14 protein-coding genes are annotated in these 15268 nt (G+C 44.2%); 8 read left to right on the top strand and 6 right to left on the bottom strand.

All coding sequences use genetic code 11. The features are described 5' to 3' along the window. Positions 1-19: 19 nt before the first annotated feature. From FR741_RS14190 to FR741_RS14175, 4 genes are all read left to right on the top strand, one after another. The gene (locus tag FR741_RS14190) at positions 20-1195 is read left to right on the top strand and encodes a DegT/DnrJ/EryC1/StrS family aminotransferase (RefSeq protein ID WP_167426980.1); all 1176 of its coding nucleotides are present in this window, start codon (positions 20-22) and stop codon (positions 1193-1195) included. Between the two features lie 275 nt (positions 1196-1470). Continuing rightward, complete coding sequence (locus tag FR741_RS14185; RefSeq protein ID WP_167426979.1) at positions 1471-3459, top strand: polysaccharide biosynthesis protein; 1989 nt, start codon at positions 1471-1473, stop codon at positions 3457-3459. Positions 3460-3627: 168 nt separating this feature from the next. Continuing rightward, entirely contained in the window at positions 3628-5727 is a 2100-nt protein-coding gene (locus FR741_RS14180) for a YjbH domain-containing protein (protein WP_233059789.1), read from the top strand. Positions 5728-5878: 151 nt separating this feature from the next. Next, entirely contained in the window at positions 5879-7045 is a 1167-nt protein-coding gene (locus FR741_RS14175; protein WP_167426978.1) for a nucleotide sugar dehydrogenase, read from the top strand. 95 nt (positions 7046-7140) lie between these two features. On the opposite strand, the gene tpiA is transcribed toward FR741_RS14175, so the two are convergent. Next, the gene (gene tpiA, locus FR741_RS14170; protein ID WP_005384863.1) at positions 7141-7911 is read right to left on the bottom strand and encodes a triose-phosphate isomerase; all 771 of its coding nucleotides are present in this window, start codon (positions 7909-7911) and stop codon (positions 7141-7143) included. Between the two features lie 269 nt (positions 7912-8180). On the opposite strand from tpiA, the gene FR741_RS14165 reads away from it, so the two are divergent. From FR741_RS14165 to FR741_RS14155, 3 genes are all read left to right on the top strand, one after another. Beyond that, the gene (locus tag FR741_RS14165) at positions 8181-8528 is read left to right on the top strand and encodes a 5-carboxymethyl-2-hydroxymuconate Delta-isomerase (protein WP_017820736.1); all 348 of its coding nucleotides are present in this window, start codon (positions 8181-8183) and stop codon (positions 8526-8528) included. A 162-nt stretch (positions 8529-8690) separates the two neighbouring features. Continuing rightward, positions 8691-9113, top strand: coding sequence for a DUF805 domain-containing protein (locus tag FR741_RS14160; RefSeq protein ID WP_167426977.1), 423 nt, complete (start codon positions 8691-8693; stop codon positions 9111-9113). A gap of 549 nt (positions 9114-9662) precedes the next feature. After that, positions 9663-9956, top strand: a complete 294-nt coding sequence (locus FR741_RS14155) for a GIY-YIG nuclease family protein (protein WP_395219149.1) — start codon at positions 9663-9665, stop codon at positions 9954-9956. On the opposite strand, the gene FR741_RS14150 is transcribed toward FR741_RS14155, so the two are convergent. From FR741_RS14150 to glpX, 3 genes are all read right to left on the bottom strand, one after another. Further along, positions 9950-10300, bottom strand: a complete 351-nt coding sequence (locus tag FR741_RS14150) for a DUF3135 domain-containing protein (protein WP_164666532.1) — start codon at positions 10298-10300, stop codon at positions 9950-9952. The genes FR741_RS14155 and FR741_RS14150 overlap by 7 nt on opposite strands. A gap of 160 nt (positions 10301-10460) precedes the next feature. Next, positions 10461-11081, bottom strand: a complete 621-nt coding sequence (locus tag FR741_RS14145) for a helix-turn-helix transcriptional regulator (protein ID WP_053809483.1) — start codon at positions 11079-11081, stop codon at positions 10461-10463. Positions 11082-11625: 544 nt separating this feature from the next. Continuing rightward, the gene (glpX, locus tag FR741_RS14140; protein WP_005383180.1) at positions 11626-12633 is read right to left on the bottom strand and encodes a class II fructose-bisphosphatase; all 1008 of its coding nucleotides are present in this window, start codon (positions 12631-12633) and stop codon (positions 11626-11628) included. 348 nt (positions 12634-12981) lie between these two features. Between glpX and zapB the strand changes: the two genes are divergently transcribed. After that, positions 12982-13224 (top strand): cell division protein ZapB, encoded by a 243-nt coding sequence (gene zapB / locus FR741_RS14135; protein ID WP_005379536.1) that lies wholly within the window; start codon positions 12982-12984, stop codon positions 13222-13224. A 135-nt stretch (positions 13225-13359) separates the two neighbouring features. On the opposite strand, the gene rraA is transcribed toward zapB, so the two are convergent. Further along, positions 13360-13866: a ribonuclease E activity regulator RraA gene (rraA, locus tag FR741_RS14130; protein ID WP_005397954.1), complete on the bottom strand. Its 507-nt coding sequence runs from the start codon at positions 13864-13866 to the stop codon at positions 13360-13362. 76 nt (positions 13867-13942) lie between these two features. Further along, the gene (locus FR741_RS14125; protein ID WP_047009017.1) at positions 13943-14860 is read right to left on the bottom strand and encodes a 1,4-dihydroxy-2-naphthoate polyprenyltransferase; all 918 of its coding nucleotides are present in this window, start codon (positions 14858-14860) and stop codon (positions 13943-13945) included. Between the last annotated feature and the right edge of the window lie 408 nt (positions 14861-15268).

Here is a 15268-nt window from a genome sequence, read left to right as displayed (position 1 = left end):
TTTTTATTTAGGTGACATCGTGCTTAATACTCCATTTTCTCCATGGCCTTCTTTTACTCAAGAAGAAGCCGACGCAGTTAGTCGTGTACTACTGTCAAACAAAGTAAACTACTGGACGGGTAGTGAGTGCCGCGAGTTCGAAAAAGAATTCGCAGCTTGGGTTGGATGTGATCATGCTGTTGCACTAAGCAACGGTACCCTTGCACTCGATGTCGCGCTTAAAGCGTTAGCGATTGGTGAAGGGGACGAGGTTATTACGACGCCTAGAACGTTTCTTGCTTCTGCGTCTTCTATTGTTACGGCTGGTGCTAATCCTGTTTTTGCGGATGTAGATCTAAACAGCCAAGCCATTACGGCAGCGTCGATTGAAGCGGTCCTAACTCCTAAGACTAAAGCGGTCATCGTTGTTCATTTGGCTGGTATGCCGGCAGAAATGGATGCCATCATGGCGCTTTCAGAAAAACATGGTTTTTATGTTATTGAAGATTGTGCTCAAGCACATGGCGCAAAATACAAAGGGCGCAGTGTCGGCACAATCGGTCACATTGGTGCTTGGTCATTCTGTCAAGATAAGATCATGACGACAGGCGGTGAAGGCGGCATGGTGACCACGAATGATAAAGGTTTGTGGTCAAAAATGTGGTCTTACAAAGATCATGGTAAAAACTATGACGCGATTTATAACCGTCAGCATCCACCAGGTTTTCGCTGGTTGCACGACAGCTTTGGAACCAACTGGCGTATGACTGAGCTACAAGCTGTGGTTGGTCGTATTCAATTGACTCGCATGTCAGAGTGGACGGCAAAACGCCAAGCCAATGCGGCACAAATCGATGAGGCTGTTGCAGATCTCAATATTGTTCGACGCGTTCACGTACCTGAGCATTCGCAGCACGCTGAATACAAACATTACCTTTTTGTTGAGCCTAAACATTTGGCAGAGGGCTGGACGAGAGATCGCATTGTGGAAACCATTGTGGAACGTGGTGTTCCGGCTTATCAAGGTAGCTGCTCTGAGGTGTATTTAGAAAAAGCATTTGATAATACGCCATGGCGACCAGAAAAACGTTTGCCGAATGCAGTGCAGTTAGGTGAAACCAGTTTAATGTTTTTGGTTCATCCAACATTATCGTCAGAAGAAGTCGCTAAAACGTGCGGTGTGATCCGTGAAGTGTTGTTAGAAGCGCAGAAGTAAACCAGTTCAGTCTAAGTGGGACGCATAAATAATAGTGCTTTAATATGTCGTTATTTATGTTTTCCTGTAACAGCGTCCCACCACTTGATGAAAATGTAAAATGTCTGCTACGCAGATTGCTTAAAAGATGCGATGCAGTGAGAGAATATGCAATTAATGGTTCTATACATAATCATCAGGTTGTATAATCTTTGCTCAGGCTATCTCATAATATTAACTAGCATTACCACCAAACTCTAAAAATAAACTTGGGGTAATGAGGCTTACATACTGTCATGATTGAAAATAATTCCAAACTTAACGTCATTTGGTCTTTACCGAGATATCAAAAGCGCCTTATTAGTATCGGAGTGGATTTCTTTATTATCTCTGCTGCTTTTATGTTTGCTTATTGGTCTCGCATTGGTGAATTCCGCCCACTTCCAGATATAAGCAGTAACTATGTACTGTTGGCAACCATTGTGTGTACGCTTGCTGTTTTTGTCTCGTTTGGCCTCTATCGAGCGGTGCTACGCTATTTAGGCTTTCATGTGCTGGCAGTCGTCGGGTTGGGTACGATTCTATCTGCGCTTTGTGTGGCCAGTTTTGCTTTCGCATTTGATGCCCAACTACCACGCTCGATTCCTTTTATTTATGCCGCTTTTCTTGCGATCGGAGTAGGGACTAGCCGTCTGTTGGTAAGGAGCTTGGTTGCTCAATCGGTACACAAAGCTGGAGCGCCAGTTCTTATTTATGGTGCGGGTAGTGCCGGTCGTGAGCTTGCGTTTGCGCTGCGACAATCAGAAACCTACCGAGTTATTGGCTTTGTCGACGAAGACAAAACGCTTCAAAACACAATGCTAATGGGTTACCGAGTCTATACAGCGGATAACGCGATGAAGGCGATTAGAAAGTATGAAGTAAAAAAAATCTTACTTGCTATTCCTAGCGCTTCAAACAAACGCCGTAAGGAAGTCTTAGATAGAATTTCTAAACTGCCTGTTGAAATCCAAACCGTTCCAGATATGAAAGATATCCTTACGGGTAAGGCGAAAATTGATGAACTGAAAGAGGTTCCGATTGGTGATTTGTTAGGTCGAGACCCTGTTCAGCCGCAACAAGTATTAATGGAAGCGAACATCAAGAATCAAGTAGTCATGGTGACGGGAGCTGGTGGCTCAATTGGTTCTGAGTTATGTCGTCAGATTTTAAACTACTCGCCAAAATCATTGATCTTATTTGAACTGTCTGAATTTGCGTTGTATCAGGTGCACAGTGAATTGAGTCAAATCATTAAAGCTAACAATCTGAGCATTGTCGTCGTTCCATTGGTTGGCTCTGTGCAGAGACAAAATCGCTTAGAAACTACCATGAAAGCCTTTGAAGTGGACACGGTTTACCATGCTGCGGCGTACAAACATGTTCCGCTGGTGGAGTACAACGTTGTTGAAGGTGTAAGAAACAATGTGTTTGGCACTTACTATACAGCGCAAGCGGCGATTGATGCAGGTGTGAAGAATTTTGTTCTTATTTCTACTGATAAGGCTGTTAGACCAACGAACGTGATGGGTGCGACTAAACGCATGGCTGAGTTGGGTCTACAGGCGTTGGCACAGCAACAAAACCGAATTCGTGAGAGCAACCCTAATCTGGGTACGCGTTTCTGTATGGTGCGCTTTGGTAATGTTTTGGGTTCGTCTGGCTCGGTAATTCCTGTATTCAAAAAACAGATTGAGAAGCGAGAACCTATTACGGTCACCCACAAAGACATTACTCGATACTTTATGACAATTCCAGAAGCTGCCCAGTTGGTTATTCAAGCTGGGGCGATGGGTAAAGGTGGCGATGTATTTGTTCTCGATATGGGGGAGCCCGTTAAGATTGTCGATCTAGCGAAGAACTTGGTTTACCTGTCAGGGCTTGAAGTTAAAGATGAAAACAATCCTCATGGCGATATAGAGATTCTCTTCACAGGTTTGAGACCGGGAGAGAAGTTATATGAAGAGCTGTTGATTGGAGATGACAATGTTTCCGAAACGGCACACGCACGTATTATGACCGCGCAAGAAAGTTACCTACCACTAAAAGAGTATGAAGTCTTAATCGACAAGCTCGATGTCGCCTGTCACAACTTCCAACACGAAGTGATTCGTCGCTTGTTACTCGATGCTCCTACAGGCTTTAATCCGGTGGATGGCATTGAAGATCTCGTATGGAAGCAAAATACTCGCACTGCGGAGTTATATACTTTTGAACCAAAGCAAAGTAATGCAAGTGAAACTTGATGCTTTTGTCTGGTTGGTAAATAATAGAAAAATTAATAAGATATGTTGTCTTGGTGCTCGCAGTGGTGGTTTGTTTACTACGAGCGTAACGTGAACATGTCGTAATCTCAAAAAGGCACTTCTGAGTGCCTTTTTCTGTATTCAATACATTAACAGTGGCTAAAACTGATGGCACAGAAAACGATAAAAACAGGGATAGCAGCATTATCGCTGCCGCTACTGGTAAGTACTTCTCTTACCGCTCAGGAGTTGGCGACGCTGCCTTCGAACCAAAGCTTTACCGGATTGACTTTTACGCCCAATGCACAGTCTTTAAATTACGGCGATTTTTCTTTTACGTACGCTCAAGGCTTACCATTTAGGACGGCAGTTCAAGATTTAGATTCTCTTAAGTTTTCGTTTGGCTTGCTTGAGGGGTTAGAAGCTCACGGAAGAATCGTCACAGATGATTACACCTCCAACTGTTTTTATGATTGTGGAGACATTCGTGATTTATCTATGTCTTTCAAGTATCAGGTCCCTAACTTTTGGGGTTCGGAGAATCTCGACTTTGCTCTAGGTATTCAGGATTTGGGTGGCGCCGGGAATCAGTTCAGCACTAAATACGCAGTTGCAGATTACTCGTTCGACTTTGCTCCGGTTCGCGTTTCTGCAGGTTATGGGCTTTCTGATATTGAATTAGGTGTGATGGATGGCCCATTCGGTGGTATTGAATATCAACCATTGAGCTTTTTACAGGTTAGCGGAGAATACGATGCTGTGGAGTTTAACTCTTCGGTTAAGCTTTTTACCCCACAAGGCACATTGCCTTATGATGTGACAGCCTCGCTCAGTTATCAGCTCTACTCTGGCCACAATACTGATGAACAAAATATTTGGAACGCGGCACTTTCAGTACCTCTAGTTACTGGGTATACACGTTCTCGCGATTACTCGCGCAATAATCTCACGTTAATGGAAAAGCTGTCTTTGGAGCAGAATAAAGCTAAAGAGGCTTCTATCTCTGCTTTAGTGAGCGCGCTTCGTAATGAAGGCTTTGTGAATATTCAAATCGGTTTGCTGAATCAAACAACAGTAGTGGCGCTAGAAAACCGTCGTTATAACCATAACCAAGTAGATGGTTTAGGTGTTGCTATGGGGATCATCTCTAGCCACCTAGGTCAAAATGCGGTATCAGAAGTGGGTGGTGATTCAGAGCGTATTGAGCTATTTATGCTCGCAAACCAAAAGCCCGTTGTTAGTGTGCAAGCGAATTCAACGTGCTATCAGAGTTTTATCAATGGTTCTGCTGCGTGCGAGGATATTAAATTCACGACACGAGATTTAGCCGAAAAACTTGAGTTGGTTAACTGGAAAACAGAGCGCGTAAATAGCGGCGCACTAGACTCTCAACTTGTCTTTTCACCAATGGTTCGTCATGCCGTTGCGACCGAGTTTGGTGTTTATGACTACTCTTTTGCGATGTCGAGTAACTTATATACCTACCTTTGGTCTGGCGCTGCTGTCGATGTTCGCCATATTTTGCCGTTAGCGGAAACTGACGATTATGAAAAATGGGGATACTTTGAGGATAGTGCTTACGAAAATGATATCGAACGCGCAATGCTGCACCAATTCTTCCGTTTACCTTATGTCGATATTGCGAACCAAGTATCCGTCGGTTTGGCGAAAACAGATTATATTGGCGCGAGAAGTGAGTCTACATGGTTTTCTCAGTCTGGTGCGCACGCTTTGAGTTTGGAAATGAGCTACTTCCAGCATGTCGATGAGAAAGATGAAAATGGCTATGAAACTCTCGATCGTCAAACTTCGCTAGCTCGCTATACTTTTTCAATGCCCGAATGGGATTGGCAGTTTAACGCGACAGCGGGTGAGTTTTGGCGGGGTGATGTTGGTGCTAAGCTAACAACATCGCATTGGTTTGAGGATATTGAGGTTTCTGCTACTTACCAGGTTACTAAGTACAAAGATACTGATGAAGAGCAGTTTGTCGCTGTGTCAGTCAAGCTACCACTAACACCTTGGCGAGATATGTCACCTGGCTTGTTGCAGGTTCGAGGCAACGAAGCTTATGACTTTAATGTGATGACGCGAGTAGGCAATGACGTCAATTTCTTAAGTGATGGACAAGGTGATGAGCTTATCATGGACAACAGCATGCTACGTCGTTACTTCAACCGTGGTCGTTATGGTAGCTATTACTTTGAAGAGAATAAGATTCGCTTACGTAACGCCTATCTGCGTTACTTATCAACTCAGTTAGACTAAACCCATAGAACAGTACGATGTATAAAAGCGGCCAATGTGCCGCTTTTTTATTTTCTAATGTATGAAGCTTAGGTTGCACAATATTGTTTCACTATCCAAAAATTAAAACTATTGATATTCTGATATAAGAACTAAAGATTAGGGTATTGGAATGAAAATAGCGGTTGCCGGTACGGGGTATGTCGGGCTCTCTAATGCGATGTTGTTAGCCCAAAACCACCAAGTTGTTGCACTTGATATTGTAGAAAAAAAAGTTGAGTTGCTTAACAACAAGTGTTCACCCATTGTAGATAAAGAAATTGAAGATTTTCTGTCTAATCGAGAACTAGACTTTACTGCTACCACGGACAAAGAGCTCGCCTACAAAGGTGCTGATTTTGTTGTTATAGCAACGCCAACGGATTATGACCCACAAACCAATTACTTTAATACGGCTTCCGTCGAAGCGGTGATAAAAGATGTAATGGCGATTAATCCAAATGCTGTAATGGTAATTAAGTCTACAGTGCCTGTGGGTTATACTGCACGCATTAAGCAAGAGTTAGGTTGTGAAAATATTATTTTCTCGCCAGAGTTTCTTCGCGAAGGCAAAGCACTTTACGATAACCTCCACCCATCTCGCATCATTGTTGGTGAGCGCAGTGCACGTGCTGAGACATTCGCCAACCTTCTGGTTGAAGGGGCGGTAAAAGAAGACATCCCAGTTTTGTTTACTGATTCTACAGAAGCTGAAGCGGTTAAGTTGTTCTCAAATACTTACCTTGCAATGCGCGTAGCTTATTTCAATGAGTTAGATTCTTACGCTGAGGCGCATAATCTTGATTCTCGCCAAATTATCGAAGGTGTTGGTTTGGACCCCCGTATTGGTAACCACTACAACAATCCTTCATTTGGATATGGTGGTTATTGTTTACCAAAAGATACCAAGCAACTTCGTGCAAACTATCAAGATGTCCCAAACAGTATTATTGGGGCCATAGTGGAAGCCAATCGCACTCGTAAAGACTTTATTGCTGAGTCTATTCTCAAACGAGAACCTAAAGTGGTTGGGATCTACCGTTTGATAATGAAAGCCGGCTCGGATAATTTCCGCGCTTCGTCTATTCAAGGTATTATGAAGCGTATCAAGGCAAAGGGCATTGAAGTGGTGGTGTATGAGCCAGTACTTCAGGAAGAGGAATTCTTTAACTCACGTGTAATTAAAGATCTTAATGAGTTTAAACAAAGCGCCGATGTGATTGTCTCTAACCGTATGGTTGAAGAACTTACTGATGTGGCTGATAAGGTGTACACGCGAGACCTATTTGGTAGTGATTAGACTTTAGTTAAGATGATTGTGTGTAATCTAATACACAAACAAAAAGGGATGCATGATGCATCCCTTTGTTATTTCTACTCTCAGTAATAACGAGATTAAGCTTTTGCTTTAGCCGCTGCTTTAGCGATTGCTGCGAAGCTTTTCGCGTCTAGAGAAGCACCGCCAACGAGAGCGCCGTCGATGTCTGGTTGTGAGAAGTAAGCTTCAGCGTTTTCTGGCTTAACAGAACCACCGTATTGGATGATTACTTGTGCTGCAACTGCTTCGTCTTTCGCAGCGATAAGTGCGCGGATAGAAGCGTGGATGCGCTGTGCATCTTCAGCTGTTGCTGCTTTACCAGTACCGATAGCCCAGATTGGTTCGTAAGCGATGATTGCGCCGTTTAGAGCTTCAACACCGTAAGTGTCGATAACTGCGTTGATTTGACGTGCACATACAGCTTCAGTTTCGCCAGCTTCGTTTTGCGCTTCAGATTCACCGATACAGAAAACAGGAGTTAGGCCGTTTTCTTTTAGGAAGTTGAATTTCTTCGCGATGAACTCGTCAGATTCGTTGTGGTATTCACGACGCTCTGAGTGACCGATGATGATGTGAGTAGCACCGAAATCTTTCAGCATTTCTGGAGACATATCGCCAGTGAACGCACCGCTGTTGTTTAGGTCAGTGTTTTGAGCACCTAGGATGATCTTGTTACCGCCTTCAGCGATTACGCGCTCTGCTAGGTCGATGTAAAGTGCTGGTGGAGCGACTGCTACGTCAACACCTTCAACGCCTTCAAGCTCAGCGTTAAGACCAGTTAGCAGCTCAGTTACCATTGCTTTGCTGCCGTTTAGTTTCCAGTTACCCATCACTACAGGACGACGCATAGGAATATCTCCCTTATCTTTAATGTAAATAGTCAATTAATGTAAAAAATCTACGTAGGAATATAACAGAATAATGTGAACAGATCATGATTGGCGTCATGTCTTGTCCGGCTTTCTTTACTGATTCGACCAAGCATCGATCCTGTTATTTTTGTTAAAAGCAACCGATTGGTGATCGCGTAGACAGAATGATAGTTCATTCCTCGGAAATTGCTGCTGAGATTGGTATTACTACGCGCTGGAATTAATTGTTGTAGAAAGGAATCAAAATGCCAAATCTCGTTTTAGAGTATTCAAACTCGGTGGAAGAACGCGTCAATGTTCAGGGGTTACTGGAGGATTTACATAAAACGGCGTTAGAAAGTGGCCTTTTTGAACTCGCGTCGGTGAAATCTAGAACGCTCCGGTGCCACAATTGGTTAATAGGAGAGGAGGGAGATAGCCTCGATTTTATCCATATCAACTTTGATTTGTTATCTGGTCGCTCCCAAGAACAAAAGCGAGAACTGTCACGAGCCTTGATGGCGACACTTCAAGAGCAAGCTAGTCACGTGCACAGTTTAACGGTCAATATCCGAGACATGGATATAGATAGCTTCCAAAAGGTAGTGAACTAGGTTGCGCTGAATTGCCCGAGAATAGCGAGGGGTTATTGTTACGAATTCTCAGCCTGGCTCTGCTTTTTATATGGGCGTTGTGGGCACCCAAGCTATCGGTGTCCTTTCCAAACTATATCGACTCGGCTAATCTATAACCTTTCTATTTTGGGGTAAAATTTGATGTCGACTAAAGAGTTACTGTTTTCTTTTCAAGGACGTATAAACCGTAAAACTTACTGGATTTGGAACGTCATTTACTATGTCTCTATTCTAGGTTTTGGTGCTGGAATCAGTAAGCTATTTCCTACTTTCTCCTATTTACTTCTCCCTATTTTCTTGGTGATTTTGTTGATCCCTGATTTGGCGAACACCACCAAGCGTTGGCACGACCGCAACAAATCGATCTATTGGCTAGCACTGAATATTCCGCTGATTATCGGACGAATTGCCACGCCAATGACCAGCCCTGCCGCGCAAGAGCCGTCGACCCCACAGATGTTCGTCGCTTCCATTTCTCTGATTTGTGGTTTATGGATTCTAATTGAATGTGGTTTCTTAAAGGGAACATCAGGACCAAACCAATATGGCCCTGAGCCGGAGTAATTGCTTCAAGTATCGTGCGTGCTGAAAGTAGATTCTTAGTCTCGCTGAGGCACGCTAGAATGACGAACTCTTTTGATTTAGAGGCTGTTAAACTCACCGTCATTCTGAACTGCGAGGGACGAGCGTGATTCAGAATCTATCGTCCGCTTGAGCAGTGTTTAAGCTGAGCGGGAAAGAATAGGAGCTTGATGTTACTAGATTCTTAGTCTCGCTAAGGCTCGCTAGAATGACGATCCTTTTTGGTTTAGAGGCTGATAAAGTCATCGTCATTCTGAACAACGAAGAACGAGGTGATTCAGAGTCTATCATCCGGTTGAGCAGTGGCTAAGCTGAGTGTGAAAGAGTAGGAGCTTGCTGATACCAGATTCTTAGTCTCGCTGAGGCTCGCTAGAATGACGAACTCTTTTGATATAGAGCTTGCTATTGTACCCGTCATTCTGAACAGCGAGGGACGAGCGTGATTCAGAATCTACGCACAGAGCGCTCCGAGTTTGAACTGAGCGAGTGAATTACAATGGAAAAGTAACAGCGAATCATGAAGGAGAATGAATCATCGATAGGACACCTTGCGTTTATATCCTAACGTCAAACAACAACGCCGTTCTTTACATTGGTGTTACCAGTCAGCTGCCTCAAAGAATATGGCAGCATAAAAACGGAGTAGTTGAGGGATTTACCAAGAAATACAACGTTCATAAGCTCGTTTACTTTGAGTTATTCGAAGATATGGCAACTGCCATAAACCGAGAAAAGCAGCTCAAGCAGTGGAAGCGTGAGTGGAAGTTAGCCTTGGTAAGAGAAACGAACCCTAACTTTCTCGATCTATCTACTGAGTATCAGTAAAAATCATCCCTACCTTTAAATGCCTCTAAACTAACCACATCCGCTTTTTGAGTCGGTGCCGTTTCCCCTTGTAGCGCCGCTCTGAACTTCACGACCTGTTTTTGTAATTCGTTCATCAATACCACATTGGTGTGGTGAGGGTTTTTACACGTGCTGATGACCCTATCGATGTGGCTTTGCTGAGCCCACAGTCTTTCTTGCATGTTTTTTGATGCGCTTTCGATCATCTCTTTCGCCATTTCATGACGAAATTGCTCAAAAGCTTCTGGATCTCGCTCTGCCATTCGAACCATTTCATCGAATGGCGGAAGCGTTTGAGAAGGGTAGTGACGTAGAGTAGACATCGATGCTCTCCAAATCCTTATGGAAATTGCCTTTAGTTACTAAAAGCCTATACCACTAGAAAGGGGGGAGAGGATGAATTCTTCAGCCGTCTCACTTATAAGAGAACCTTTCAAGCTTGAGATTGAATAAGTGCGACATGTCGATGTTGGGTTGTGGTGGTTACTGCAGTTGTTGGATGCGGTAAACGCAGCGTCTTTGGCCGCTAATGATGTGTTCGGTACGCTCTACTTTGGTGTCACGTCCAAGTAAAGACTGAAAGACACTTAATTCTGATTGGCACAAGCTTGGGCAGCGAGTTGCGGCTTTACAAATCGGGCAGTGATTTTCGATCAAGATAAATCCGTTCTCATCTTGCTCAAGCTCGGCCATATAGCCTTCTTGTTCTCTGAGTGTCACAAGAGTTTCTAGTTTGCTTTGCAGAGAGTTGCATTGCTCAAGGTGCTGACGATAACTTTGTAACGTGAGTTTTTCTCTTTCCGATGTGACTTTGTCCAGTCCATCTTTGCCAAAAATGTGTTCGACAGCCTCTATAAACTGAATGGTCAACTCACCGTGACGGTCAGCAAATTGCTCATGACCTTTTTGAGTGAGAGACCAATGGCGAGCGGGGCGACCCACTTTGACTTTGACGTCATGAATAGACAGGATGCCATCATCTTCTAAACTCTGAAGGTGCTGACGTGCCCCCATGGTTGTCATACCCAGCTCAGAAGAGAGTTGTTTTGCAGTGACGGAACCATCACGCTTAACGATTTGCAATATCCTATCTACAGTCTTCATATACCCACCATTTATACGTCAGTACATATTATGCGCGATAGGGTTAGTAAAGAAAAGTGTTGACTTAGTTTGAGTGGGGATCTGTTGGGTCTATGTTCATGCGAACCAATATATATCGCCACTCTGAACAGCGAGAAACGAGTGTGCTTCAGAATCTATCGTTCGGTTGTGCAATGGTTATGGTGAGAGGGAGAGAATAGGAGTTTGCTGTTATTAGATTCTTAGTCTCGCTGGAGCTCGCTAGAATGACGAGTTCTTTTGATTTTGAGCTTGCTGTGGTGACCGTCATTCTGAACAGCGAGGAACGAGTGTGATTCAGAATCTATCGTCCGATTGTGCAGTGGTTAAGGCGAGCAGGAAAGAATAGGAGTTTGCTGTTACTAGATTTCTGAGTCTCGCTAGAATGACGAGTTCTTTTGATTTAGAGCTTATTAAAGTCACCGTCATTCTGAACAACGAGGAACGAGTGTGATTCAGAATCTATTGCTTGGTTGTGCGGAAAGAAAGGCTCACACTCAGATTGAGCGAGAGCCTCACACAATGCTTAAAGAATAATATCACGCACTTCTGGATCTTTACGATCTAGGTAGTGAGTCGACTTAATGCGACGAATAGTTCGGCATCGACCGCGTACGAGCAGCGTTTCTGTAGTTGCGATATTGCCTTGGCGAGAGATGCCTTCTAGCAAGTCACCTTTAGTAATGCCTGTTGCTGAGAATACCACGTTGTCGCTGCGTGCCATGTCTTCCATTTTGAGGACAACATTCGCTTTTACGCCCATTTCATCGCAGCGTTTTAGTTCGTCTGCGCCGTAAATGCGGTTTTCTTCAGTATCGCCTTTTACTTCATGACGAGGAAGTAGACGACCGTGCATGTCTCCGTCTAGCGCTCTAATCACCGCGGCTGATACGACCCCTTCTGGCGCGCCGCCAATACAGTACATCATGTCCACTTCACTGTCTGGCATACAAGTCAGAATAGAGGCAGCCACGTCACCATCAGGCACCGCAAAGACACGTACGCCCATTGCTTGCATTTCTGCAATAACGTCATCGTGGCGAGGTTTCGCAAGGGTAATAACGACTAAGGTATCAAGTGGTTTGTTCAGGGCTTTTGCTACGTTCTCTAGGTTCTCTTTTAACGGCTTTTCTAAGTCAATCACGCCTTTTGCACCAGGGCCAACAACCAGTTTTTCCATGTACATATCTGGCGCTTTAAGAAAGCTGCCTTTCTCACCTGCGGCAAGTACGGCTAGTGCGTTAGATTGCCCCATTGCCGTCATACGCGTCCCTTCAATCGGGTCGACTGCAATATCCACTTCATCACCACCAATACCCACTTGCTCACCAATGTATAGCATTGGCGCATCATCGATTTCACCCTCACCAATGACAATTTCACCACTGATATCTGTTTTGTTCAGTAGGGTGCGCATAACTTCAACAGCTGCGCCATCGGCTGCATTTTTATCGCCACGGCCAAGCCATTTGTAACCAGCTAAAGCTGCACCTTCAGTCACACGGGAAAATGCCATTGCTAAATCGCGTTTCATGATGTCTCCAAGTAAGCAAGAGGGAAGAAGAATTTGCGCGGCGATTCTATCACAACGTAGGGTAAACGTTTGCCTTTTTGCGGAGCTTTTACTTTATCTAACTTGAATTTGATCAATACTTAGGGCGATTTTCAGCGTGGCGGGAGGCAAAATCCTTGCTAAAAAATGCTTCGGCGATAAGAAAAGTCAGCGTTTAGTGAGATTGCGCCGATTTTTTGACCGAATGATGCGAAATATCGAATATAGTGAGTGTTTCTCATCGCGACGCTGAGTAGAATGAACCTTATATAGGTTAGGTGTGCATCAATCTCGCACATCGTCCCAACGGAATAACATAGGTAGGCCAAGATGTCTTTTGAAGTACTAGAACAACTAGAATCTAAAATTCAAACTGCAGTTGACACAATCACTCTTCTTCAGATGGAAGTCGAAGAGCTGAAAGAAGATAAAGCAAAACTTGCGGAAGAAGCGAACGAGCTTCGCTCTCAACGAGAAGAGCTAGAGCAAAAAGCACAACAAGCACAGCAAGAGCATGCGCAATGGCAAGAGCGCATTCGTGCACTACTTGGCAAAATGGACGAAGTGGAATAATCCGGCTTCTTCATTCCAAATTAAAAACACCCGCGTTAAGCGGGTGTTTGTGTTTTGGGCAAGTTGAAAATCGTTAGGACAAGCTCGATTCTGATAGCCAAGAGAAGGTCCTATAACTTAGGTACCTAAGACTCGTTATTCTTCTTCATCCAACTCTAAATCAATATTCAATGGCTCAGGCGACAGGATAATTCCGGTGCTATCGGCATAAATATAATCTTCAGGTAAAAAGCTGACGCCGCCAAAGTTGACTGGTACATCTAATTCGCCGATACCCTGGCTGGTCGCTCCAACAGGAATAGAGGCGAGGGCTTGAATGCCTAAGTTCATATCTTCAAGTTCATCTACTTCACGAACACAGCCGTAAACGACAATGCCTTCCCACTCGTTTTCTTCCGCAATGGTTGCGATTTCTGCATCGATAAGGGCTTTACGTAGGGAACCGCCACCGTCAATTAACAAAACGCGACCAAGTCCATCTTGCTCTAATGTCTCGCGGATCAACGAATTATCTTCAAAACACTTGATGGTGGTGATTTGCCCGGCAAATGAAGCGCGACCGCCAAAATTACTGAACATTGGTTCAACCACATCTACCTGATCGAGGTAGATATCACAGAGTGCTGAGGTATTGTATTCCATAGCGTACCTTTCTAAACAGAAATTGGTTGTCTTTGAGTATATCTAGGCATTAAGTCAATGCAATGACAATCCTTTTTTAACTTACTAGAGTTTGAGCTACCACAATTGTTGCAAACAAAACGTTGGTGACTAAAGAGCATTTCACGATGACTGGCATCATTGGTGCTATCTGAGCGGGCTTTTGTGTATGCCAAACCGCTTTACCATGATCGGCCACGAAATAAATACTAAGTAAAAAGGGCAAGCTAATCCAAACGGGTTTGTCTTGAATTAACAAGTAAGCCGCAAAGGCAAGAATAGCACCGCCAAGTAAAACAAAGTGGTACTGCTTGGCTTTGCGTTGACCCAAACGCACTGCGACTGTGCGTTTACCACACTCTCGGTCGTTCTCGATATCACGCATATTGTTGATGTTGAGTACTGCAACAGCGAGTAAACCGCAGCCTAAAGCAGGTAAGAATAGCGTGGTGTCTACGTGACCGGTATGCAAGAAGTAGGTACCGGATACGCCGAGTAAACCAAAAAACAAGAAAACTGAAATATCGCCAAGCCCCACGTAACCGTATGGCTTGCTACCCATGGTGTAAGCAATCGCCGCGAGGATGGCTAAAATTCCCAGCCCGATAAACGTCACGATGCTTTCCAGTGAACTTAGTGAATAGAAAACTAACACCAAGCCAGAAATAGCGGTCAGAACGATGTTAAAGATAATCGCCTGTTTCATCTGTTTCGCACTTACCGCGCCAGATTGCATCGCTCGTAATGGGCCAAGGCGTTTGTCGTTATCTGTACCTTGAACGGCATCGCCATAGTCGTTTGCCAGGTTGGACAGAATTTGCAGCAACGTCGCGGTTACGAAAGCCATGATGGCAATTGTCGGTGAAAAATGACCCGCCGAGTAGGCGAGTACGCTACCCGTTAAGATAGAGACTAACGCCAGAGGTAGTGTTTTTGGGCGAGCGGCTTCAAGCCAGATCTGTAAAGATTGTTTCATGGAAATTTCGTGCTAGTAACCAATGTGCCCAGTATAAGCACAAAGAGGCAGATACGCTATTGACCTAAAACAACTCAACTAAAAGTCAAAGGGTGAAGTAGAAGGAAAGCAGTTTCAATATTTGAGGCGATAAAATAGCCCTCTTTTTGGAAAGTGAAGGATACGGATAACGCCGCTATTAGATTCTTAGTCTCGCTGGAGCTCGCTAGAATGACTAGGTTTTTTGATTTAGATGTTGTCAAAGTCACCGCCATTCTGAACAACGAGGAACGAATGTGATTCAGAATCTATCGTCCGATTGTGCGGTGGTTAAGGTGAGCTGGAAAGAACAGGGTGCGCTGTTACTAGATTCTTAGTCTCGCTTGAGCTCGCTAGCATGACCAGATCTTTTGATTTAGATGTTGTCAC

The sequence above is a fragment of the Vibrio diabolicus genome (genome assembly GCF_011801455.1).
Classification (GTDB): Bacteria; Pseudomonadota; Gammaproteobacteria; order Enterobacterales; family Vibrionaceae; genus Vibrio; species Vibrio diabolicus.
Note: the sequence above shows the minus strand (reverse complement) of the source record. Positions and strands in the feature narration are given on the sequence as shown.